The sequence below is a fragment of the Novosphingobium sp. BL-S-21 genome, assembly GCF_055521655.1.
In genome coordinates this window covers 1,745,945-1,769,473 of record NZ_CM145495.1, presented here as the reverse complement: position 1 = coordinate 1,769,473, position 23,529 = coordinate 1,745,945, and the positions used below count along the sequence as shown (strand labels likewise).

At 65.1% G+C, this 23,529-nt stretch carries 19 protein-coding genes; 9 read left to right on the top strand and 10 right to left on the bottom strand.

Annotation, left to right across the window (positions count from 1 at the left end; all coding sequences use genetic code 11):
* Positions 1 to 61: 61 nt before the first annotated feature.
* Complete coding sequence (locus tag ACZ1J6_RS07005; protein WP_465127187.1) at positions 62 to 1,417, bottom strand: hypothetical protein; 1,356 nt, start codon at positions 1,415 to 1,417, stop codon at positions 62 to 64.
* 316 nt (positions 1,418 to 1,733) lie between these two features.
* Here ACZ1J6_RS07005 and queF point away from each other — a divergent pair, with 316 nt between their 5' ends.
* Positions 1,734 to 2,195, top strand: coding sequence for a preQ(1) synthase (gene queF, locus ACZ1J6_RS07000; RefSeq protein WP_132270033.1), 462 nt, complete (start codon positions 1,734 to 1,736; stop codon positions 2,193 to 2,195).
* 158 nt (positions 2,196 to 2,353) lie between these two features.
* Here queF and ACZ1J6_RS06995 read toward each other — a convergent pair whose 3' ends face one another.
* Positions 2,354 to 2,620: a hypothetical protein gene (locus ACZ1J6_RS06995; RefSeq protein ID WP_132270035.1), complete on the bottom strand. Its 267-nt coding sequence runs from the start codon at positions 2,618 to 2,620 to the stop codon at positions 2,354 to 2,356.
* A gap of 119 nt (positions 2,621 to 2,739) precedes the next feature.
* Between ACZ1J6_RS06995 and ACZ1J6_RS06990 the strand changes: the two genes are divergently transcribed.
* Complete coding sequence (locus tag ACZ1J6_RS06990) at positions 2,740 to 4,299, top strand: bifunctional GNAT family N-acetyltransferase/carbon-nitrogen hydrolase family protein (protein WP_134093641.1); 1,560 nt, start codon at positions 2,740 to 2,742, stop codon at positions 4,297 to 4,299.
* Positions 4,300 to 4,330: 31 nt separating this feature from the next.
* Here ACZ1J6_RS06990 and ACZ1J6_RS06985 read toward each other — a convergent pair whose 3' ends face one another.
* Positions 4,331 to 4,900 (bottom strand): nucleoside 2-deoxyribosyltransferase domain-containing protein, encoded by a 570-nt coding sequence (locus ACZ1J6_RS06985; RefSeq protein ID WP_465127186.1) that lies wholly within the window; start codon positions 4,898 to 4,900, stop codon positions 4,331 to 4,333.
* Between the two features lie 94 nt (positions 4,901 to 4,994).
* On the bottom strand, positions 4,995 to 6,686 hold the full coding sequence (locus tag ACZ1J6_RS06980) for an alpha-amylase family glycosyl hydrolase (RefSeq protein ID WP_465127185.1): 1,692 nt from the start codon (positions 6,684 to 6,686) through the stop codon (positions 4,995 to 4,997).
* A 276-nt stretch (positions 6,687 to 6,962) separates the two neighbouring features.
* On the opposite strand from ACZ1J6_RS06980, the gene ACZ1J6_RS06975 reads away from it, so the two are divergent.
* Genes ACZ1J6_RS06975 through glgX form a run of 5 tightly spaced genes read left to right on the top strand, consistent with a single transcriptional unit; the run spans position 6,963 to position 16,119 of the window.
* The gene (locus tag ACZ1J6_RS06975; RefSeq protein WP_465127438.1) at positions 6,963 to 9,344 is read left to right on the top strand and encodes a glycogen/starch/alpha-glucan phosphorylase; all 2,382 of its coding nucleotides are present in this window, start codon (positions 6,963 to 6,965) and stop codon (positions 9,342 to 9,344) included.
* Positions 9,341 to 11,515 (top strand): 1,4-alpha-glucan branching protein GlgB, encoded by a 2,175-nt coding sequence (glgB, locus tag ACZ1J6_RS06970; RefSeq protein WP_465127184.1) that lies wholly within the window; start codon positions 9,341 to 9,343, stop codon positions 11,513 to 11,515. The genes ACZ1J6_RS06975 and glgB overlap by 4 nt, the downstream gene beginning before the upstream one ends.
* Positions 11,516 to 11,544: 29 nt before the next feature.
* Positions 11,545 to 12,807, top strand: coding sequence for a glucose-1-phosphate adenylyltransferase (gene glgC / locus ACZ1J6_RS06965; protein ID WP_465127183.1), 1,263 nt, complete (start codon positions 11,545 to 11,547; stop codon positions 12,805 to 12,807).
* 46 nt (positions 12,808 to 12,853) lie between these two features.
* A complete protein-coding gene (gene glgA / locus ACZ1J6_RS06960) occupies positions 12,854 to 14,317 on the top strand; it encodes a glycogen synthase GlgA (RefSeq protein ID WP_465127437.1) in 1,464 nt (487 codons plus the stop codon).
* The gene (glgX, locus tag ACZ1J6_RS06955) at positions 14,314 to 16,119 is read left to right on the top strand and encodes a glycogen debranching protein GlgX (protein ID WP_465127182.1); all 1,806 of its coding nucleotides are present in this window, start codon (positions 14,314 to 14,316) and stop codon (positions 16,117 to 16,119) included. Before glgA ends, glgX begins: the two co-directional genes overlap by 4 nt.
* Before the next feature lie 73 nt (positions 16,120 to 16,192).
* Here the strand turns inward: glgX and ACZ1J6_RS06950 are convergent, their stop codons facing one another.
* Complete coding sequence (locus ACZ1J6_RS06950) at positions 16,193 to 16,435, bottom strand: glycosyltransferase (RefSeq protein ID WP_465127181.1); 243 nt, start codon at positions 16,433 to 16,435, stop codon at positions 16,193 to 16,195.
* A gap of 85 nt (positions 16,436 to 16,520) precedes the next feature.
* Between ACZ1J6_RS06950 and ACZ1J6_RS06945 the strand changes: the two genes are divergently transcribed.
* The gene (locus ACZ1J6_RS06945; protein WP_465127436.1) at positions 16,521 to 16,721 is read left to right on the top strand and encodes a sugar transferase; all 201 of its coding nucleotides are present in this window, start codon (positions 16,521 to 16,523) and stop codon (positions 16,719 to 16,721) included.
* 547 nt (positions 16,722 to 17,268) lie between these two features.
* On the opposite strand, the gene ACZ1J6_RS06940 is transcribed toward ACZ1J6_RS06945, so the two are convergent.
* The 5 genes from ACZ1J6_RS06940 to ACZ1J6_RS06920 form a co-directional block, all read right to left on the bottom strand.
* Positions 17,269 to 19,416: a putative bifunctional diguanylate cyclase/phosphodiesterase gene (locus tag ACZ1J6_RS06940; RefSeq protein WP_431568239.1), complete on the bottom strand. Its 2,148-nt coding sequence runs from the start codon at positions 19,414 to 19,416 to the stop codon at positions 17,269 to 17,271.
* 206 nt (positions 19,417 to 19,622) lie between these two features.
* Positions 19,623 to 19,811, bottom strand: a complete 189-nt coding sequence (locus ACZ1J6_RS06935; protein ID WP_465127180.1) for a hypothetical protein — start codon at positions 19,809 to 19,811, stop codon at positions 19,623 to 19,625.
* Between the two features lie 5 nt (positions 19,812 to 19,816).
* On the bottom strand, positions 19,817 to 20,428 hold the full coding sequence (locus ACZ1J6_RS06930; protein WP_465127179.1) for a GAF domain-containing protein: 612 nt from the start codon (positions 20,426 to 20,428) through the stop codon (positions 19,817 to 19,819).
* 129 nt (positions 20,429 to 20,557) lie between these two features.
* Positions 20,558 to 21,226, bottom strand: coding sequence for a glutathione S-transferase family protein (locus tag ACZ1J6_RS06925; RefSeq protein WP_465127178.1), 669 nt, complete (start codon positions 21,224 to 21,226; stop codon positions 20,558 to 20,560).
* A 94-nt stretch (positions 21,227 to 21,320) separates the two neighbouring features.
* Positions 21,321 to 22,493 carry a glycerophosphodiester phosphodiesterase gene (locus ACZ1J6_RS06920; protein ID WP_132270056.1) on the bottom strand — a complete coding sequence of 391 codons (1,173 nt, stop codon included), beginning with the start codon at positions 22,491 to 22,493 and terminating at the stop codon, positions 21,321 to 21,323.
* A gap of 286 nt (positions 22,494 to 22,779) precedes the next feature.
* Here ACZ1J6_RS06920 and ACZ1J6_RS06915 point away from each other — a divergent pair, with 286 nt between their 5' ends.
* Positions 22,780 to 23,499, top strand: a complete 720-nt coding sequence (locus ACZ1J6_RS06915; protein WP_132270057.1) for a DUF899 family protein — start codon at positions 22,780 to 22,782, stop codon at positions 23,497 to 23,499.
* Positions 23,500 to 23,529 lie beyond the last annotated feature (30 nt).

Sequence of the window (23,529 nt, the reverse complement as noted above, 5' to 3'; positions counted from 1 at the left end):
TTCATGGCGGCAGGTGGCCGAAGCGGTAATTGGCCCGCTCAGGCCCCGGCATGCCTGAGAATCAGGCGAGGCGGCGCATCGGGGAATTGGGATCCTGCCCGATGTCGCGGGCGGCTTCGACTTCACGGGCGGCGATCGTGGCATGGTCGCGCGGGCCGGTGTCGAGGCGGATGGGGGCGAGCCGGACAGTCGCGGGATCCGGACCTTCGCCCGGAACGCCCAGCGAGAACACGCGGCGCTCGGCATGGCCATGCTCGTCCACGAGGCACAGGCGCACGAGCGGCACGAAGAGGCTGGCCTGTCCCTGGCGCATCACGCGAATCGCGTTGAGCGGCAATTGCAGTTCGCCCTTGAACGTGCGCGTTTCGCCGGGGGCGAGCGCTTCGAGGGTGTGGCGCAGCGGCAAGGCGGCAGGTTCGGGCGCGAGCTGCTCTACTTGCGATAGCGAGGCGTGGGCGGAGATCATGTCGCCTAGCACGCGCCAGGGCTCGGCAAGGCCGCTTTCCGGCGCGGCCAAGGTCAGGCGATATTGCAGCGTGGCGTAGACGAGCGACAGGCGCAGCGTCACCGGTTCGAAATCGACTGCGATCACGCCCGGACCGGACGGCGCCGGGGCCCTTGCCGGCGCCGGATTAGGGGTCGGTATCGCAGCTGGTGCCGGCTGCGACGGCGATTGCGGCCCGGGATTGCGCAGCGGCTGCACGCGGGGGGCCGGCGAAACGGGGGCTACGGGGTCGAGCGCGGCGATGGCGGCGGCTGCGACGGGGGCATCGGCCGTCTCCTGGACGATTTCGTCCTCGGGCTCGGCTTCAGGTTCGAGACCGGCTTCTTCCCAGGCCGTGGCAGGTGCGCGGCGGCGGCGAAGGAGCAGGAAGACGCCGACCCCGGCCGCGACCAAGGCAGCGGGGATGGCCAGCCACCACTCCGGCCAATGCGGCGTGGCTGCGGGCGGGCCTGCGAGGTCCGCTTCCGGCGCGGCGGAAGGCTGGGCCGGCAGAGCGGCGCTTTCGCTCGCTGTCGGCGTGGGGGCGGGTGCCAGCGCCGGAGCCGGAGCCGGCAGCTGGGCCGAGGGGGTGACGGCGGGTGAGGGCGCGGCGGCGGCGGGTTCCGTGCGCGATGGCTCCGCCGGACGAGCGGGCGTGGCCGTGGCGGCCGGCTGGGTCGCACGCTGCTGCGGGCGGTCGCTGGCGCGCGCGGTGGGCGGCGGCGGGGCGGCGATGGTCGGCACCGGTGTCGGCCGCGAAGTGGGCGCTGCGGCGGGGGCTGCGGCCGGTGCATCGGGAGCGGTGTCGCGCGGGGTGACGGTGGGGTTCTGCGGGTCCACCGGACCTTGCGGGCGCGGCGCGCCCTGGCCTTCCTGCTGGCCGGGCGGCAGGCTCCAGGTCGATTGCGCGAAAGCCGTCGTCGGTCCCGCCATGAGGCCGAGCGCAAGTGCCGCGCGTGAAAGTGGTGTCGCGAATTTAGTCACATCGGCCCCGCATCAAACTCCCAGCCCCACATTAGACCATGCGCTGAACCCGCGGTTAATGCTCCGCTCCAGCGCGGCGAGACGTGAGCGATCATAGCCCAATGCGGGGCGCGCGGGCAATCGCGCCCTTGGCGCATTTCCCCGCCGCACTTGCGGCGGCCCGCATTGCAGGGTCGGATGTCCGTCACGGTTCCGGTCCCGGTCCCGGCCGCCGTCTCGGTCGCATGGCTTGAAGCGCGGCGCCGGGGCACCTATCAATGGCGACATGACTGACACCACCATGACTCCGCTGCATCTGGGCCAGAACAGCGCGCTGCCGACGTCTCCCGAAGACGCCGTGCTGGACTACGTGCCGAACCCGCGCCAGGGCAGCCTCTATCTGGTGCGCTTCGCCGCGCCCGAATTCACCTCGCTCTGCCCGGTTACCGGCCAGCCCGATTTCGCGCACCTGGTGATCGACTATGCACCGGGGGAAACCATCGTCGAATCCAAGAGCCTCAAGCTGTTCCTCGGCGCGTTCCGCAACCACAACGGCTTCCACGAGGACGTCACTGTCGGTATCGGCCAGCGCCTGTTCGACGAGATGAAGCCCCATTGGCTGCGCATCGGCGGCTACTGGTATCCGCGCGGCGGCATTCCCATCGACGTGTTCTGGCAATCCGGCGCGGCGCCGGAAGGGCTCTGGGTTCCCGACCAGGGCGTGCAGGGCTACCGTGGCCGCGGCTGACCGGCTCGGTCAGCCCGTGCCGGGCACCGGTTTTTGGTTTCGGTATGATGAGCAGGGGCGCCGGCTTGTGCCGACGCCCCTATGCCCCGAGCTTTCCCTCAGGGTTTCGCGAGAAGTTGCCCCCACGCTTCCCAAGGTCCGTGCCGGGTTACGTAACGCTATCTGGCGGCGAACTGGACGCCGTTCACGCGCCTGAGATCGACAGTTCCCTTGCCAAGCGAGGCCATCTGGCGGTTGCTCAGGCACTGGGCGTAAACCGTGGGCGCTTCCGCCTTCAACGCGGCTTCCGTAGCCAGGGCGTCATCGAGGCGTGCGGTACATTCGGCGCGCGATTCGTAAGTTTGCACAGGCGTCGATAGCCTCTCGCAAGCTGATCCGTCATCGCTGCAGCCAAACAGGGCGAGGGCAATGAGTGTAGCGCTCATTCGTCTCTCCTTTCGAAGGGGATAACGGGCGCCCGGCCGAAAATATCCCGCAAGCGACGGGAAAAGAGTCATTTTCGAGGCTGGAACCTCTGCCGGTCTCATGCGTAGGAAACGCCTTCATGGACCAGACAAAAGCCAAGCTCATCATCCGCCCCGCCACTGTAGCCGATGCACCCGCGATCGCGCGGCTCTCGGTGAAAGTCTACGGCAAGGCCGATGCCTTCACCCGCGCCGAGATCCGGGGCCAGGTCATCAATTTTCCGGAAGGACAGTTCGTTGCCGAATATGACGGCAAGGTCGTCGGCCACTGCGCGACGATGATCGTCACCGCCGCCCAGGCCTTCCGCCCGCATACCTGGGAGGAGATCAGCAACGGCGGTTATGGCCGTCCGCCGTCGGACGATGGCGACGTGCTCTACGGTTTCGAGGTTTGCGTGGACCCCGATTACCGCCGCCTGCGCATCGGCCAGCGGCTCTATCGCAAGCGCAAGGAAGTCTGCCAGTATTTCGAGCTGAAGGGCATCGCCTTCGCCGGGCGCATGCCGGGCTATTCGCGGCGCATGCGCCAATATCCCGACCCGGCCGACTACCTCCAGGCCGTGCGCGACAAGAAAGTGCGCGACCAGGTGATCCAGTTCCAGATGAACGAGGGTTACGAGCCGCGCGAAATTCTGCCGGACTACATCCCGAACGACAAGGAAAGCGGCGGCAACGCGGTCCTGATGTACTGGACCAACCCGCTCGCCCCGCGCGATACGGGCAAGGCGGTGCCCGGCTTCAAGGAGCGCGTGCCTTCGACCGTGCGGGTGGCCACCGTCCAGTTCATGATGCGCAAGATCGAACAGATCGACCAGTTCGAGGAGCAGGTGGAATACTGGATCGACGTGGCCGCCGATTACGAGAGCGATTTCGTGGTCTTCCCCGAGCTGTTCACGCTGGAGCTGCTGTCGATCGAAGAGACCAAGCTGGAACCCGCGGCTGCGATCGAGAAGATCGCGGACTACACCGAGCGTTTCGTGGAATTCATGCAGCGCATGGCGGTGAGCTACAACATCAACATCATCGGCGGTTCGCATCCCACCCGCGTCAAGCTGGGCCAGGGCAAGAGCGAGATCCGCAATATCGCCTATACCTTCCTGCGCGACGGTGCGGTGCACGAGACGCAGAAGCTGCATCCCACCCCGTCCGAGCGGCGCTGGTGGAACATCAAGGGCGGCTACGGCGCCAACGTAATCCCCACCGATTGCGGCCCGATCGGCGTGATGATCTGCTATGACAGCGAGTTCCCCGAGCTTTCCCGCCACCTCGTGAACCAGGGGGCGCTGATGCTGTTCGTGCCGTTCTGCACCGATGAGCGCCGCGGCTTCCTGCGCGTGCGGTATTGCTGCCAGGCCCGCGCGGTGGAGAACCAGTGCTACGTCGTGACCTCGGGCGTGGTCGGCAACCTGCCCAACGTGGAGAACATGGACGTCCACTACGCGGAAAGCGCGATCCTTACGCCGTCTGATTTCCCCTTCGCGCGCGACGGAGTGGCGGCGGACACCGCGGCCAATACCGAGACGATCGCCATCGCCGACCTCAGCCTGGATGCGCTGCTGACGGCCCGTCAGTCAGGCGCGGTGCAGAACCTGAAGGACCGGCGCTTCGACCTCTACCGGGTGGAGTGGACGCAGCAGTAGGCAACGGAACCGCGGGATCGGGCGGCGCGGGTCATTTCTCGGCCGTGAGGCCCTGCGCTGCCGCCGCTACGCGCAGGCGCGTCTCGGCGATCAGTTCGTCGAGGCTGGTCACCTGCTTCACGCCGTATCGCGCGCCGGTGATGTCGACATTGCCCTTTCGCCAGAAACCCGGCGGGCAGAGCAGCACGACTTTGCCGGAGCGTGCATGCAGCCCCAGTTCCAACAGGCTCACCGGGCTTTGCGATCCGGGCGCGAGGTAGAGCACGATCACGTCGGCACTGTCGAGCGCGGCCAGTTCCCATTCGACCTGGCGGCGGAACTCCGGCTCGCTGGCCTCGGGCTTCCAGGCTGGGTTCCAGTCCGGGCGGCGCGGATTGAGCAGGACCACGTCCTCGCCGCGAAGCGCCTCGATCACCTGCTTCTGCCAGTCGGGCGCGGAGCCCATGTCGATGCTGCCTCCCAGGAACACCCGCGGGCGATCGTGCCGGGGCGGAAGCGGCTCGGGCGAAGTCACCACGGCGGTTTCCGCCAGGGCCGCAGCGGGAGCCGCGGAAAGCAGGAGCGCGGAGAGCAGCAGGGCAAGGGAAGGCGCTTTGATCATGCCGGCCCTCTAGACAATGCGCAGCCGTGCCAGCCAGCGAAATCGTTGGTCGGCGCGTGCCAGGAAGGGCGGCCGCGGCGGTTCTTCGCGCCCCTTATCGGGCCCTCACCCAGAGCACGCCGTAAGGCGGGAGGGCAGCCGGCGCCGCGCCGTTGATGGCAAGAACGATATCGCCCTGCACCGCAAGGGCCTGGAGTGCGGGGCTGGGCGCCAGCGGCTCGGGCGAGAGATTGAACTGGCAGAGCAGGCGCTCCTCCCCTTCCACGCGCAGGAAGGACAGCAGTTCGCCGTCGCAGGCGAGATCCTCCAGCGCGCCGTGCCGCAGCACCGGGCTCGACTGGCGCAGGGCCAGCAGCTTGCGCGTGAAATGGAGCAGCGAGGCGGGATCGCTCTCCTGGATGGCGACTGCGCGGGTGAGGTTCTCCGCGGAAAGCGGCAGCCAGGGCGACACCGGCGTGAAGCCGCCGAGGGGGAGGTCCTCCCAGGGCAGCGGCGTGCGGGCACCGTCGCGCGAGAGGGTCAGTGGCCAGTTGGCGATGGCTTCGGGATCCTGCAACTGCTCGAAGGCGATCTCGTCCTGAAGCAGCCCTAGCTCCTCGCCCTGGTAGAGGATCACATTGCCGCGCAGGGCCATGAGCAGAGCCATCTTCGTCCGGGCGAAGATGGCCCGGTGCTCTGGCGCGCACCAGCGGGAGAGGGCACGGGGGGCATCGTGATTTTCGAAGGCCCAGCTCGGCCAGCCGCCGTTCTCGTCCGGGGCAAGCTCCCAGCGCTGCAAGGTCTCCGCCACGAAGCGGGCGGTGAGGGCGGGGGCGTAGAGGAAGTCGAAACCATAGGCGCTGTTCAGCCGGTGTTCCCCGGCGGTATAGCCGCGCCGGTCCGCCTGCGGATGGTCTCCTCCGATCTCGGCCACGGTGTGGATGGCGCCATATTCGTCGCAGACCGCCCGCAACCGCTCGACGAAGCCGATCATGTCGGGGTGGGACTGGCTGTAGGTCTTGAGCTGGAAGTCGAAGGGGCGGGTGCGGAGGCGGCCGTCGGCCGGGGCGGGAGGATTGTCGCGCAGCAGCGGATCGTGCATCGCGTGGTTGAGCGCGTCCAGCCGGAAGCCGTCCACGCCGCGCTCCAGCCAGAACCGGGCCGCCTGCAGCACCGCGTCCTGCACCGCGGGATTGTGCATGTTGAGCTGCGGCTGCTCCTTCAGGAAAGTATGCATGTAATATTGGCGGCGGCGGCCATCCCAGGTCCAGGCCGGGCCGCCGAACACCGATTGCCAGTTGCAGGGCGGGGTGCCGTCTTCGCGGGGATCGTGCCAGACGTACCAGTCCGCTCTGGGATTGCCGCGGTCCGAGCGGCTTTCCGCGAACCAGGAGTGGAGGTCCGAGGTATGGGCATAGACCTGGTCGATGATGACCCTGAGGCCCAGGTCGTGAGCGTGGGCAACCAGCGCGTCGAAATCGGCCATGGTGCCGAAGACCGGGTCGATCCCGCAATAGTCCGCGACGTCGTAGCCGAAGTCGCGCATCGGAGAAGTGAAGAAGGGCGAAATCCAGATCGCGTCCACGCCCAGCCGGGCGACATGGTGCAGGCGGCGGGTGATGCCGGGAAGATCGCCCACGCCGTCGCCGTTGGAATCCTGGAAGCTGCGCGGATAGATCTGGTAGATCGCCGCGCCTTGCCACCAGGGGGAACGGGTCGAATCGAGGGCTGGAGAAGCGGAGGGAAGGCCGGAAGCGGCGCCAGGAATGGAAGGGGTTGGGGCGACGTCGGATTCGATCAGGCTCATGAGCACCTTTCGCGGGTATTTGCGGGCGATCATATCACCAGCGGGGCAGCCCGGCGCGAATTTTTTGCGGCACTGCACAATGCCCCTTGCCGCAAGCGGGCGCTGTGCTAGCCATGATCAGGAAGCGCGGGAAAGTGCAGCGGTCCGCTTTTGCTTCCCTGACGCTAAACCATACGGATTGCAGGATTTTTCAAACCATCCTGCACGTCCAATACCAGGAGTGTGCCCGTGGCGACCGAACCTGTTTCCAACAGCAAGGCCGAAGCGCCCTCGGAAATGGACAAGCACATCGTCAGGGTGCTTCGCCAGCGCGTCGGCAAGGACGAACGGGCGGCCAAGCAGCATGACTGGTACACCGCCTCGATCCTCGCCCTGCGCGACGAAATCATCGAGAAGTGGATCGATTCCACCCGCCGCACTTACGATTCCCAGGGCAAGCGGGTCTATTATCTCTCGATGGAGTTCCTGATCGGTCGCTTGCTGCGCGACGCGCTCTCGAACATGGGCATGACCCGCGAGTTCGAAGCCGCGTTGAAGGGCCACGGCCTTGACCTTGCGGCTCTGGAGGAACTGGAACCCGATGCGGCGCTCGGCAACGGCGGTCTCGGCCGGCTGGCAGCCTGCTTCATGGAGAGCCTCGCCACGCTGGATATTCCGGCTTACGGCTATGGCATCCGCTACGTGAACGGCATGTTCCGCCAGCGCGTGGACGACGGCTGGCAGGTGGAGCTGCCGGAAACCTGGCTGGCCCACGGCAATCCCTGGGAGTTTGAGCGGCTTGAGAGCACTTACCGCATCGGTTTCGGCGGCGAGGTCGTGGCCGAAGGGGACGGCGTGTTCTGGCACCCGGCCGAGCAGGTCGAGGCCACGGCGATCGACACGCCGGTGGTCGGCTGGCGTGGCAAGCGCGTGAACACCCTGCGCCTCTGGACCGCCAGCCCGCTCGATCCGATCAAGCTCGACGCCTTCAACGCCGGCGACCACTTCGGCGCGCTGGCCGAGCAGGTCCGCGCCGACAGCCTCGTGCGGGTGCTCTATCCCGCGGATTCCAGCCCGGCCGGACAGGAACTGCGGCTGCGGCAGGAGTATTTCTTCACCGCCGCCTCGATCCAGGACATCGTGCGCCGTCACGTCCAGTACCTGGGCGATATCCGCACCCTGCCGGAGCAGGCGGCGATACAGCTCAACGATACCCATCCCTCGGTGGCCGTCGCCGAGCTGATGCGCCTGCTGGTCGATGAAAACGGCCTTGAATTCAACGAAGCCTGGGACATCTGCCGCCGCACGGTGTCCTATACCAATCACACGCTCCTGCCGGAGGCGCTGGAATCCTGGCCGCTGCCGCTGTTCGAGCGCTTGCTGCCGCGCCACATGCAGATCATCTACGCGATCAACAGCCGCGTCCTGCGCGAAGCACGCAAGGCCGGCTGCAGCGATGCCGAAATCTCGGCGATCTCGCTGATCGACGAGAACGGAGAGCGCCGCGTACGCATGGCCAACCTGGCCTTCGTGGGAGCCCATTCGGTCAACGGCGTGGCCGCGCTTCATACCGACCTGATGAAGAAGACGGTCTTCGCGGACCTTCACAAGCTCTATCCCGACAGGATCAACAACAAGACCAACGGCGTCACGCCGCGCCGCTGGCTGCAGCAGTGCAATCCGGGGCTGACCTCGGTGATCCGCGAGGCGATCGGGGACGGCTTCCTCGACGATGCGGAAAAGCTCTCCGACCTCAACGCTTTCGCGGCCGATGCGCAGTTCGGCGCGCGGGTGGCCGACGTGAAGCGCGCCAACAAGATGGCGCTGTCGGACTACATCAAGAAGACAATGGGCATCCGGCTCGATCCCGACGCTCTGTTCGACGTGCAGATCAAGCGCATCCACGAATACAAGCGCCAGCTGCTGAACCTGATCGAGACGGTGGCGCTCTATGACCAGATCCGCAGCCATCCCGAACGGGACTGGGTGCCGCGCGTGAAGATCTTCGCGGGCAAGGCCGCGCCGAGCTACCACAACGCCAAGCTGGTCATCAAACTGGCCAATGACATCGCCCGGCGCGTTAATGCCGATCCCTCGGTCGGCGGGCTGCTGAAAGTGGTCTTCGTGCCCAATTACAACGTCAGCCTGGGGGCGCGCATCTTCCCGGCGGCTGACTTGTCCGAACAGATCTCGACCGCGGGCATGGAAGCTTCCGGCACCGGCAACATGAAGTTCGCGCTCAACGGCGCTCTCACCATCGGCACGCTCGACGGCGCCAATGTCGAGATCAAGGACCATGTGGGAGACGACAATATTGTTATCTTCGGCCTCACGGCGGAAGAAGTGGCAGCCAAGCGCGCGAGCGGCTACAACCCGCGCGAAGTGATCGACGGATCGCGCGAACTGCGCCAGGCGCTCTCGGCGATTTCCTCGGGCGTGTTCTCGCCCGACGACCCGGATCGCTACAAGGACCTCATCGGCGGCATCTACGACCACGACTGGTTCATGTGCGCTGCCGATTTCGACAGCTATGCCGCCGCCCAGCGCTCGATCGACGCCCGGTGGGAAGACATGGCGGGCTGGCATTCGGCAACTATCAGGAACATCGCCAATGTCGGTTGGTTCTCCTCGGATCGGACTATCTCCGAGTATGCCAAAGACATCTGGAAGGTCCTGTGAAGCCACCCGAAAGCGCTATCGAGTCCCTGCTGCAAGGCGTCCACGCCGATCCGTTCTCGCTTCTCGGCCTCCATCCCGGGCCTGACGGGTGTTACGCACGCGCCATCCTGCCTGGCGCGGAGACGGTCGAGGCCTTCAGCCTGGACGGCCGCCGGCTCGGCATGCTGGGCAAAGTGGACGACCGCTTCCTGTTCGAGGGCAAGCTGCTCGGCAATCCGCAGCCTGTCCGCTATCGCTGCACCGCCGGCGACAGCGACTGGCTGGTCACCGATCCCTACACGTTCGGGCCGGTGCTGGGCCCCATCGACGACCTGCTGATCGCGCAGGGCACGCATTTTCGCCTGTTCGATAAGCTCGGCGCGCATATCATGCGGCACGAGGGCGCCAACGGGGTCCATTTCGCCGTCTGGGCACCCAACGCCCGCCTAGTGAGCGTGGTGGGTGATTTCAACGACTGGGATCACCGCCGCCACCTCATGCGCAGCCGCAAGGACATCGGCGTCTGGGAGATATTCATCCCCGACATCGCTGATTACCGTGCCTACAAGTATCATATCGTCGGCGCGGACGGCAGCGTGCAGCCGCTCAAGGCCGATCCATTCGCCTTCATGTCGGAAATCCGTCCGGCCACCGCGTCGATGACCGCTCACCCCGCCAAGCTCGAATGGGGTGACGAGGCCCATCGCGATCACTGGGCATCGGTCGATCCGCGCAAGGTGCCGGTATCGATCTACGAGGTCCACGCCGGGTCCTGGCAGCGCGACCGCTTCAACTGGTTCCTCAATTGGGACGACATGGCGGACAAGCTCATCCCCTATGTCGTGGAGATGGGCTTCACCCATATCGAATTCCTGCCCATCAGCGAGCACCCCTACGATCCGTCCTGGGGCTACCAGACGACCGGGCTCTATGCCCCCAGCGCCCGCTTCGGCGAACCCGCGGGGTTTGCGCGTTTCGTGGACGGCGCGCATCGGGCGGGGATCGGTGTCATCCTGGACTGGGTGCCGGCGCATTTTCCGAAAGACGATCACGGGTTGGTCCGCTTCGACGGCACCGCACTCTACGAGCACCAGGACCCGCGGCTGGGCTTCCAACCGGACTGGAACACCCTGATCTACAACTTCGGGCGGCGCGAGGTGCAGAGCTTCCTCGTCAACAACGCGCTGTTCTGGGCCGATCGCTATCACGTCGACGGGCTGCGCGTTGATGCCGTCGCCTCGATGCTCTACCGCGATTATTCGCGCAAGGCCGGCGAGTGGATCCCGAACGAGCAGGGTGGGCGCGAGAACTGGGAAGCGGTGGATTTCCTGCGCGCCACCAACCGCGCGCTTTATGGCCAGTATCCCGGAGTCTTCACCATCGCCGAGGAATCGACCGCATGGCCCGGAGTCACCCAGCCGGCCTATGACGTGCCGGAAGGCGAGCATGCTTCCGCGCTGGGCTTCGGCTTCAAGTGGAACATGGGCTTCATGCACGACACGCTGCGCTACATGGCCCGTGATCCGGTGCACCGGCGCTATCACCACAACGACATCACTTTCGGCCTGGTCTACGCGTTTTCCGAAAATTACGTCCTGCCGCTCAGCCATGACGAAGTGGTCCATGGCAAGGGCTCGCTGCTGAACAAGATGAGCGGGGACGATTGGCAGAAATTCGCCAACTTGCGCGCCTATTACGGCATGATGTGGGGCTATCCGGGCAAGAAGCTGCTGTTCATGGGCCAGGAGTTCGCCCAGCGCCGCGAATGGAGCGAGGAACGCGCGCTCGACTGGGACTTGCGCGACGCCCCTGCACATGAAGGCATCCGCAACCTGGTGAAGGACCTCAACCACCTCTACCGCGACAAGCCCGCGCTTCACTGCGGCGATTGCGATGGCGACGGCTTCGAATGGCTGGTGGTCGACGATGCGGCCAATTCTGTCTTCGCCTGGCTGCGCAAGGCGCCCGGTGCGACGCCGATCGCGATCATCTCGAATATGACCCCGGCCATGCACACGGATTATAGACTGCCGCTGCCTTGCGGCGGCACATGGAACGAGATCTTGAACAGCGATTCTCCCCATTACGGGGGAACCGGCAAGGGTAACCTGGGCCAAGTCGAAGCCGCAGACGGTCATGCCTTGGTCACACTGCCGCCGTTGGCAACCATTATGCTCGAATACGCCGGTTGAAAACGGCGACACGAAGGAGAGTGAGTGCAATGAGGACGCCGACCGGATCGCCACTCGCGCGCGATGCCATGGCCTATGTGCTGGCAGGGGGGCGAGGCAGCCGACTTGCGGAATTGACCGACAACCGCGCCAAGCCTGCGGTCTATTTCGGGGGAATGAGCCGCATCATCGACTTTGCCCTGTCGAACGCGATCAATTCCGGCATTCGCCGCATCGGCGTGGCCACGCAGTACAAGGCGCATAGCCTAATCCGGCACATGAACCGCGCCTGGAACTTCATGCGGCCCGAACGCAACGAAAGCTTCGACATCCTGCCCGCCAGCCAGCGTATATCCGAGCTGCTCTGGTACGAAGGCACGGCTGACGCGGTGTTCCAGAACATCGACATCATCGCCTCCTACACGCCGAAGTACATGGTCATCCTGGCCGGCGATCACATCTACAAGATGGATTACGAATTGATGCTGCAGCAGCACGTCAATTCGGGCGCGGACGTGACGGTGGGCTGCCTGGTGGTGCCGCGCAAGGATGCGAGGGCTTTTGGCGTGATACATGTCGACGAGAACGACGTGATCACCTCGTTCCTGGAAAAGCCCAAGGATCCCCCCTCGATTCCGGGCGATCCCGCTCACGCCCTGGCATCCATGGGCATCTACGTGTTCGACACCGAGTTCCTGTTCGAGCAATTGCGCCGCGACGCTGCCGACCCGGATTCCAAGCGCGATTTCGGCGGGGACATCATTCCCTACATCGTCAAGCACGGAAAGGCGCAGGCGCACCGCTTCACCAATTCCTGCATCCGCGCTAGTGAGGAAATCGAGGAATATTGGCGCGACGTCGGCACCGTCGACGCCTATTTCGAGGCCAATCTCGACCTGACCGACACCGTGCCCAAGCTCGACATGTACGACCGCGATTGGCCGATCTGGACCGATACCGTCGTGGCCGCCCCCGCCAAGTTCGTCCATGACGAGGAAGGACGGCGCGGCCAGGCGATTTCCTCGCTGATTAGCCAGGATTGCATCGTCTCCGGCTCGCTCGCGCGGCGCTCGCTGCTGTTCACAGGCGTGAAGATGGGGAGCTTTTCCTCGGTGAACGAGGCGGTGATCCTGCCCTATTGCAACATCGGCCGCCATGCCCGCCTTTCGCGCGTGGTGATCGATTCCGGAGTGCGCATCCCGGAAGGACTGGTGGTGGGCGAGGATCCTGAACTCGACGGCCGCCGCTTCCGCCGGACGGACAATGGCGTCTGCCTCATTACCAAGCCCATGATCGATCGCCTGAATCTGTGAAAGTGATGTCTGTGAGGGTCATGTCTGCGATCGCGGCCTGCGGGGAATCCGCTTGAAAGTCCTGTCCGTAGCTTCCGAGGCCGTGCCGCTGGTTAAGACCGGCGGTCTCGCGGATGTCGTCGGCGCACTCCCCGCCGCGCTGGCGGGCCACGGGGTGGAAATGACGACGCTTCTGCCGGGCTACCCCTCAGTGCTGAAGGCGATCGGCCGCGCCCGTTCCGTACATGCCTGGGATTTGCTGCTTGGCGTTCCCGCGCGGCTGCTGTCGGGCAAGATCGACGGATATCCTTTGCTCGTCCTCGATGCTCCCGCGCTCTATGCCCGTGACGGTGCGCCCTATGCCGATGTTGCCGGGCAGGACTGGGGCGATAACTGGCAGCGTTTTTCGGCGCTGGGCCGCGCCGCTGCCGATATTGCCGGCGGGGCCATGGTGGCCCGCGGCAAGCCCCGGCGCTTCGATCTCGTCCATGCGCATGACTGGCAGGCCGCCATGGCGCCGGCCTATCTCCACTTCGCACCTTTCGGCGGCGAGGCGGGCCGCGTGCCCTCGATCGTGACCATCCACAACATGGCGTTCCAGGGCTGGTTCGGCGCTGAAGTCTTCCCGCGCCTTGGCCTCCCGCGCGAGGCCTGGTCGATCGACGGGGTCGAGTATCACGGCGGCCTCGGCATGCTGAAAGCCGGTCTCGCTTGCGCCGATGCCGTGACGACGGTCAGCCCCACTTACGCCCGCGAAATCCGCTCCGCTGCTTTCGGCATGGGGCTGGAAGGCCTGATCGTAGCGCGGGGCCGGGCAGTGTCCGGCATTCTCAACGGCATCGACACCGGCCTCTGGGACCCGTCGCGAGACCCGGCTTTGGCCGCCCCTTACGAGGCGAAGAAGCTGGAGCGGCGCACGGCCAACAAACGCGCGCTGGAAGCTGAATTCGGCCTGGAGATCGACGAGGGGCCGCTGTTCATCGTCGTTACCCGGCTGACCTGGCAGAAGGGCATGGACGTCCTGCTGGAAGTGCTCGACCATCTCGTCGGCCTTGGCGGACGCCTGGCCCTGCTGGGTTCGGGCGACAGCGCCATCGAAGAGGCCCTGCATCAGGCCGCCGCGCGTCATCCGGGGCGCATCGCTGTGCGGATCGGCTACGACGAAGCGCTCTCGCACCGGATGCAGGGCGGCGGCGACGCCATCCTGGTGCCATCGCGGTTCGAGCCTTGCGGCCTGACGCAGCTCTATGGTCTCGCTTATGGCTGTGTGCCGGTGGTGGCGCGCACGGGCGGCCTGGCCGATACCGTGATCGATGCCAATCCGGCGGCTTTGGCCGCGGGCGTGGCCACTGGCGTCCAATTCGACGGCATCCATTACGATGCGTTTGCAGCCGCACTGACCCGTACGGTGGACCTCTATAACCGCGCTGAGCAGTGGCGCACGATCCAGAAGAACGCGATGAAGTGCGACTTCTCATGGAAGGCCAGCGGCCAGGCCTATGCCGACCTCTACCGCGCCCTGACAGCATGATTCCGCTCGGCGTGTCGGTCTGCGAAGGCATGACCCGTTTCGCCTTGCGCAGTCCCCTTGCGTCGGCAGTCTGGCTCTGCCTCTTCGACGGCGAGGGGGAACGACGTTACGCCATGGTGCGAAACGGCCCGAACTGGGTGCTGGAAATGCCGGGCGACCTCACCGGCGCGCGCTACGGCTATCGGGCGGAGGGGGAATGGGCGCCCGATCGCGGGCTCTGGTTCGATCCCGCAAAACTGCTCGTCGATCCCTACGCCGTGGAACTGGACCGCCGCTTCGTCCAAAGCCCCAGGCTCGCTACATTCGGCGACGATACCGCCGATATCGTCCCGCGCGCGCTCGTGCCTCCCCTCGTCGAACCCGCGTTGATTGAGCCCCCGCGTTTCGTCGTCGGCGGACTGGTTTACGAACTCAACGTCCGGGCTTTCACGCGTCTGCATCCCGAAGTGCCCGCACCCTTGCGTGGAACCGTAGCAGCGCTCGCTCATCCCGCCGTGATCGCGCACTTGAAGAAGCTGCACGTCACGGCCGTCGAACTCATGCCGATCGTCGCCTGGATCGACGAGCGCCACCTGCCGCCGCTCGGGCTCGTCAACGCCTGGGGCTATAATCCGGTGGCGATGATGGCGCTCGATCCCGGTCTTTGCCCCGGCGGAACTGCCGAACTGCAATCGACGGTAGCGGCCCTCCACGCCGAAGGCATCGGCGTCCTGCTGGACCTGGTGTTCAACCATAGCGGCGAAAGCGACGTGGATGGCGGCGTCCTGTCCCTGCGCGGCCTCGACAATGCAGCTTATGCCCATGCGCCGGACGGATCGCTGATCAACGACACCGGATGCGGCAATACTCTCGATTTCGCCAATCCGGCGGTGCGCCGCCTGACCCTCGATGCCATGCGGCACTTTGCGGGAACCTGCGGCGTCGACGGGTTCCGCTTCGACCTTGCCCCTATCCTCGCGCGTGGCCCCGGTTTCGATCCTGCAGCGCCGATCTTTACGGAAATTGCGGCCGATCCGATCCTGTCCACCCGTGTCATGATCGCAGAGCCTTGGGACATCGGGCCTTCCGGTTACCAACTCGGTCAGTTTCCGCCAAACTGGCTGGAATGGAACGATCGGTTCCGTGACGACGTGCGCCGTTTCTGGAAGCATGAGGAGGGCATTGGAAAACTGGCGACGCGGCTTGCAGGCTCGTCAGATCTGTTCGGACCGATGGAAGATGCTTGCCGCTCGATCAATTTCCTGGCCGCTCATGACGGCTTCACGTTGGCCGATACAGTATCTTACCTGGAACGCCACAACTGGGCCAATGGCGAGCAAAACCGCGACGGGCACGGTGAGAATTTCAGCTGGAACAACGGTGCGGAGGGTGCGACATCCGTGCCCGGTATAGTGGCGGCCCGCCGCGCAGACATGAAGGCAATGCTCGGCACGCTTTTCGCCTCCACAGGCACCATCATGTTGACCGCCGGCGATGAATTCGGCCGAACCCAGCAAGGTAACAACAATGCCTATTGCCAGGATAATGCCATCGGCTGGGTTGACTGGGAATACCGCGACCGGGAGATGGAAGATCACGTCGCTGGACTTTCCGCCATTCGAGCCGCCCGTCCGGGGCAGTTCGCTCGTCTCGCCCCGAACCTCCGGTGGCTGAACGCACAGGACGCCGAGATGTCCCTGCAGGATTGGGAGGCGCCGGGCGCAGACTGGCTGGCCTGGCAGGCAAACGACTTGCGAGTCACGGTGAACCGGGCCGGCCGCGACGTTCAGACGGAGGTTCTTCCCGAAGTATCCTCGAGATGATCGTGTGAAGCCGCTCGCCGGCATGGTCCCAGGTCAATTGGCCGGCGCGGATACGCCCGCGTAAGGAGAGTGCCTAGCCTAAGGCGGGACCTTCCAGAACGGCCAGGATCGCCTCTTTGAAAGAACCGGCCGAGTCGGCATCGACGAGAAGGGCGGCATCCCCGCAAACTTCCGGCATGGCGCCTGCCCGTGCCGCGACAACCGGCGCGCCGCAATGCATGGCTTCGATCGGGGGAAGACCGAAGCCCTCGGTCAAGGATGGAAAAACGAAAATGGCCTCGGCTTCGTAGAGCGCGCGTAGCTCCGCATCGGACACGAACCGGTGAATGTCGTGCCTCGCGGCGAGCGCTAACCCTTAGCAATATGAATTTCTGCAATTGCTCAATGTTCTGTCGGGTGAAGTGAGCCTGGCAGGACCCAGGCCGATCGTCGGGCAGGAAATCCAGAAATACAGGTCCTATTTCAAGCATTATTGCCGTGTCAGGCCCAGTCTCACGGGCATTTGGCAAACCAGTGGCAGAAGCGACACTTCCTATCAGCAACGCGTCACCATGGATGTGGCTTACGTGAGCAGTAAAAGAGTGGCGTTCGCTCGTGGTTGATGGCCAAGACGTTGCCGGGGGTTCTGGCGGCGAAAGGGTCTCATTGAAAGAATAAACACGGTTGCGCTGGCCGTGAATTTGCAGCCGCATCGTAGGTGGCAGAGGGCGAAATTACTTGGTGCGATTTTGGCAGCGTTTGTACGTGATCGGGCGGGGAACGAATGGATATTTATAAATATCGTGTCGGTATGGGATCATTGCGACTTATGTGAGCACTCTGTATCTGCGTCGAGGGTGCGGAAGTGGCGGCGCACGCAAATCTTGGCGCTGCCATTTCCCCACAGCTGCTTGACGCTAAGTCCGGCGCGGGTCGTGGTGTGATAAAAATGGCATTTGCGCTTCTGATGCACTTCGGGCGCGATATCCGTGATTGCGGGCATTGCCATAGCTGCAAGGCCAGCGGTGCTAGTGATTTCTACGTACCGCGATTGCTAGCCGTTTTGCTGTTGAACGCCAATGACAGGCGCCGTCGGTGGCTATGTTGCAGGGAGGATCAAGCGAGTGGACGGCGAAGTTAGGAGGCCAACAATCTGGTGCCCGGTCTCAGTTAGAGCACGCCCAGGATCGGCTCGCCCGTGCGGTAATCGACGATGGCGGCGGCGTTGTTCTGGAGGGTGATGAGGTTTTGCGCGGCGATCCTGGCGGGGGCGGGCTTGCCGAACTGATAGCCCTGGGCGAAATCGCATCCCCATTGGCGCAGGGTGGCGGCTTCCGCGATTTCCTCGATGCCCTCTGCGACAACGTCGATATTCAGCTTGTGGCAGATGTCGATCACGCCCTGGATCAGCGTGGCGCTGCGCATCTCGATCAGGCGGCCGCCGCGAACGAAGCTCTGGTCCAGTTTCAGTCGGTGAATTTCGAATTCGGAGAGGTAGCTGAGTGATGAGTATCCCGTGCCGAAGTCATCAAGAGCGATCACGTAACCGCGGTCGCGCAGACCCTGGAGGTTGTCGTGAACGGTGGGCGACTTGTTCAGGAGGACGCCTTCGGTGATCTCGAATCCGATCGATTTTGGGGAAACGTCGAACCGGGCGCGGTTGAAGTCGATCTGATCGAGCAGCGCCGGGTTCTCGAGCTGGAGCGGGGAGAGATTGATCGAGGTCCGCAGGTCCGGCCAGCGACGGCTATCGCGGAAGGCTTGCTGGATGATCCAAGCGCCGAGTTGCGGCATGAGACCGAGCTTTTCGATCACCGGGACGAAAACGGCGGGCGTGTCCTTGGCGCCGCGCTTCAGCCGCAACAGCGCCTCCACCCCGGCTGGCTTCATGGTGCGCAGGCTGATGATCGGCTGATAGAACAGCTCGAAGCCTTCGTCCTCGATGGCCTTCTTCATCCGCGCTTCCAGGCCCTTGCGGCTCTTGAAGGCCTCCCCAAGTGCGGGATCGTAGACGACGTGGCGTTCCGGTCCTGCCGTCTTGGCAGCGCCGAGGGCGATGTCGGCATGGCGCATCAGGTCGCTGGCGGTATGACCATGTTCCGGAGCAGCGGCGATGCCCGCTGAGATCGTGACGGCGACGGTTGTTCCGTCGCGCGTTTCGCGTGTGATGGCGATGCCGGTGGCACGGGGGCCGAGCGTGAAGATGTCCGAATTGCCGACGATCAGCACGGCGAACTCATCCCCGTCGAGCCGCGAGACGAGGCACTGGGAACCCTGGAATTCCTTGAGCAACTGCTTGCCGAAGTCGAGGATGACTTGATCCCCGGCGCGATGGCCCAATTCTTCGTTGATGGCGCTGAAATCGTCGATGTCCAGCAGGATGAGCTGGCAGGCCTGAGAGCCGGCGATCTGCTCAAGCTGCTTGATGAAAGTCGTGCGGTTCACCAGCCCCGTGATGGGGTCGAAAAGTTCGAGATAACGCGCGCGCTGCGAGTTCGTTTCGGCCTCGTCCTTCAGGTTGCTCGCACGATAGGCTACCATGAGGAACAGGCCGAGCACGGCTGCGCCGATCGCCAGGGTGGCCGGGATAACGTATTCTCGGATTGCTTCCCCCGGCATGGCCGGCCGCCATGCGAGGCGGCCCAGCGAGGTGCCGTCCGAGGCTGACAACTGGACGCTTCGCATGTTGGACGGCGCAGCGGTGCGCGGGCCAAGGGCCGTGAACCCATCCAGCATTAGCGTGCTGGACCAACGATTGAGCAGGGGATCGTCGAGGTACGTGATGGTCACCAGCGACAAAGGCTCTCCCGCCGCGGGAATGCGGGACGCAGCGACGACGACGGGAACGCCGCGAACCGAGGCGAGATCAGCCTTGGCATCCGGCGCTGCCTTGGCGGCTGTTCCTTCCGAGGCAGGCGATGCGTGGAGCGAGCTGGCGAGATCCTTGGCCGTGTCCTGGATTTCCTCCAGATCGGCCTCGTCGGCCCGGCCGCCGCGGGTATAGCCGTAGATCGCGCCGGAACGGGAGAGGATGGCCACGGTCCGGGTGGTTTCAGCGCTGACGGTCGGCCGTCCCAGCTCATTGTCCAGCCAGTTGGCGGCTTCGTCCGGGCCGAGCGCTGCGATTCGCTGCGCAGGTTCCATGCGCGCGCTGGTGGCCGCGGCCTGGGCTGCAGCACCGGAAAGTGTGCGCGCGATGGTCTTTTCGACTTGCTGCTGCTGTCGGTTTGCCGCGATTCGGTCCATGGACTGCGAGGTCACGAAAAGTGCCGCCGAACCGCCCAGCGTCAGCCCGAGAAGACCAACTATCGCTGCCACCCCCCGGTGACCCGCTAATTTATGGCCGTTAAGCATTCGCGATCCCTACTTGGTCCCCGACTTTCTGGGTCCTTCGAAGCGATTGCATTAACCTGCTTTCGTCAACAAATCGCAACCAGACAGTCGGGTGCCGGAAATATCTTCGCTACCCTGGGACAGCGGCTGTCTCGCCCCGCGCGCCCTTTTTCCTATTATAGGCGAAAAATTCAGGCGCAGGCGCGCAGCATTGTCAGGCTGCTCTCATCTTCGATCAGGCGAAGCCCCGGCTGGCCGGCGACGATGTCCCGGAAGCTTGAGAAACGGGGCGACTTGAGCAGATATCCCGCCGCGCCGAGTTCGACCGAGCGCCGCTGGTCCGGCCCATAGTCGGAGCCGCTGCACATGATGACTAGCATGTCCCTCAATCGCTTGTCTGTTGCTCGCTGATGCGCCGCTGCTGTTCCTGGAGGCGATGCACCTTGCCCTGGAGGCGGGTGTAGTGTTCGGCGTTTTCCAGCGTGACCGAGGTGGTGTCGGCCAAGGCCTGGAGAATGGCCAGTTCCTCGGCCGTCGTCGCGCGGCGGGACGACCAGTAGTTGCCGATGGCGCCGATGGGCGAGGTGCGGCGGATCGGCACCATCGCCATGCTCTTCACGAACGTGGGGCGATAGGCTTCGACCGGGACGCGCGGATCGGCGTAGATATCCTCGATCACCGCGCTCTGTGCATTGATCATCACCCAGCCGCTGACACATGTGCTCATCGGGAAGCGGCGGCCCTTCCACAAGGGCGCTATGGCGTTCTCCTCCGCGTAGTAGCACATGTCGCCGTCCCGCAGGACGAACGTGGCGCCATCAGCTCCGGTCAGGTTGCGCGCGGCGTCCCGGACGATGGCGGTGACGGCGTCCAGATCGCGCGCGTGGGACAAGTCCTGCACCGCGGCGACGAGGCGCTCCATGGCCGAAATGTACCACGACGAGGGCTCGGCGGGCGATCCCGGGGCACTGGGGGGAGAAAACAGGATGGCGTCCATGGCAAGCGCCTTCGGTTTCGATCGTGACTGCACCGCACGCGGGTCTAGCGCGCGAAACCTTCCGCAAGCCTAACCCGGCGATATGTATTCTTTCGGGGGTGCCGGAAAGGCGCGGTCAGGGGCAGGCGTTCAGGCCGGTGCTTCGGGGCCGGCGCAGGATGCGGCTTCGAATACCGCGCGCTGGTCGGCAAAGGCGCGTTGGTAGGCGGGGCGTGCTTCGGCGCGGGCGATATAGGCCAGCAGTGGGGGCCAGGCGTCGAGGAGGTTGGAACTGACCAGTCGGCGCAGCACGGTCACCATCATTAGGTCTCCCGCGCTGAAGGCACCGTCCAGCCATTCGGCGCTCCCAAGCGAGGCGGTCAGTTGCTGGAGGCGGGCCTGCACGCGCTTTTCGAGCATCGGCTGCCGCGCTGCGAACCAGGCCTGCTCCCGCTCGAATATCATCGCCATGGTGCATTCGACGATGGGTGGCTCCACCGTGTTGAGCGCCGCGACGAGCCAGGCGACGGCGCGGGCACGGGCATCGGCATCCTCGGGCAGGAGACCGGGGTGTGTGCCGGCGAGGTGGAGGACGATGGCGCCGGATTCGAACAGCACGAGATCGCCGTCTTCCAGGCTGGGGATCTGCCCGAAGGGCTGGTGCGCGAGATGTTCGGGCCTCTTGAGCGCTTCGAACGAAAGCAACCGCACTTCGTAAGGCAGGCCCAGTTCCTCCAGCGCCCAGCGTACCCGCATGTCCCGCGCGAGGCCCCGCCCCCGGTCGGGCGAGTTTTCGAAAGCGGTGATGGTGATCGTCATGGCGAGGCTCCCGGCAATGCGGGATCCTACCATGCAGCGAAGCGACAGGCGATCCGGGTTCGTGTGGGCGGGCGGCTTGCCGAAGAGTGCTGTGTCAGGCCGTGCCGTCCACGGCCGCACGTCCGAGGCCCGGATCGTCGGTGAAGAAGGAATCGACACCCGCCGCGATGAAGCGGCGCATGAATTCGATGCAGGCCTTGTCCTGACGCGCCGAATCGCCGCCCGGGCCGCGGAAGTCCGTGGGCAGGAAGCTGTTTTCCGGCCGCACCGTCCAGGTCGAGACGAGCAGGCCGGCCGCATGGGCATCGCGCACCAGCGTGCTCGGCTTGCCCAGCGGGCCGGACTTGCCCGTGGCATCGCCGAAGGGGATGATCCCCTGGAGCACGGGGGCGATCCAGTCGGCATAAGTCCTGACTTCGGCCAGACCGGCGGGCGTGAGCATCTGCTTGAACGTGAGGCTGCCCCCGGAGGCGGCGACATCGGCGGGGTGCATGTCCAGAGGCACGGTCAGTTGCAGGAGTTGCAGGCTGCGATAGGTTGCGATGCGCGGGCGCAGCCACTTGAGATTGGCCACCTCGAAGCTCTGGACGATCACCGGGGCGGTCGAGAGATAATGGCTAGCGGCCACGCGGTCGAGGAAGCGCTGTTCTTGCGGCAGGCCGATCCCGGCGAAATAGGTGGAGTGCTTGATCTCGGGAATGAGGCCGATCTTGCGGCCGCGTGCGGCGGATTCCGCGGCCACGAAGTCCGCGATTTCCTCAAGCGTGAGCAGTTGGAACTGGCCGTCGTAGCTCTTGCTTTCGGGGCGCATGGCGCCGAGCCGTTCGACTGCGCGCAGGGTCTTGATCTCTGCGAGGGTGAAATCCTCGGTGAACCAGCCGGTGACCTTTTCCCCGTCGATCACCTTGGTCGTGCGGCGCTGGGCGAATTCGGGATGGTCCGCGACATTGGTAGTTTCGGCGATGTTGTTCTCATGCCGGGCGATCAGGGCACCGTCCTTGGTCGAGACGAGATCCGGCTCCACGAAGTCCGCGCCCTGGTCGATGGCCTTGGCGTAGGACGCCAGGGTGTGCTCTGGCCGCAGCGCCGAGCAGCCGCGGTGGCCGATCACCAGCGGCTTCTTGCGCGCGCCTCCAGTATGCGCGACCGAATTCTGCGGCGCCGCCAGTGCGGGGCCCTGGCCGAGAAGCGTGGCGGCGCCTGCCCCAGCGCCGGCAAGGAGCATGCCGCGGCGGGACAGGGTGGTTTCGGCCGGGTGGTGGTTCATCGCGGTAATCTCCGGGCTCAAGGCAGGGATCGCGGGCAGCGTACCCCGTGCAGAAGCGCGGCGCTGCGGCCATGATCCCGCCTCCTGGCGGGGCGGCAGGGTGTGTCCCTTGCGCGACTAGCCCCGGATCATGACAGCACGGGGTCGGAATATCGCCTTGCGTCAGGGGCTTGCCGCGTTGCCGGAAGGGGGCGGCGATTTGCCGCTCCTTTGCGTGAACTCATGCCTTCGTTCGGGCGTTCAGGCTGCGAGCGTCAGGGGAGCAACCGGAGGGAGGAGCCCGATCATGGAACATCTCAGTTTTCCCAACGAAAGCGCCGAATACCGCCGCGCGCGCAACGAACTGCTCGACGCCGAAATGGACCTGCGCCGCCAGACGGAAACGGTTGCGGCGATGCGCCGGGCGCTGCCCCCCGGCGGGACGATCAAGGAGGACTACGTCTTCGAACGCGTCGGGGATCATCAGCGCCCGGAGCAGGTGCGGCTGTCGGAATTGTTCGCGGGGAAGCCCAGCCTGATCCTCTACAGCTACATGTTCGGTCCCGAGCGCGACGAGCCTTGCACCGGTTGCACGCATCTGCTCGACGGGCTGGACGGGGCCGCACGGCATGTCCCGCAGGCTGCGGCGTTCTACGTCGTCGCCCGTTCGCCTTTGGCCCGTCTGGTGGCCTGGGCGCGTGAGCGCCGCTGGCCGCATCTCCGGTTCCTCTCGGCCGAAGGCAGCAGCTACACACGGGACTATTTCGGCAACACGGCCGGCGTAACCCCCGCCATGCGCCAGGAGCGCGGGTACGAGGACGGAAAGGACTGGGACGAGCCGATGATCAATGTCTTCCGTAAGGACGGCGGCGAGGTTCGGCATTTTTGGGGCGGCGAACTGCTCTACGCCCCGGAGGAGCCGGACCAGCACCATCGCTCGCTGGATGCTTTGGACCCGGTCTGGGGCTTGCTGGACCTGCTGCCCGAGGGGCGCGGAGATTTCTTCCCGAAGCTGAGCTACCGCTGACCGGGGGTCTCTAACCACGTTCCCGGCGCG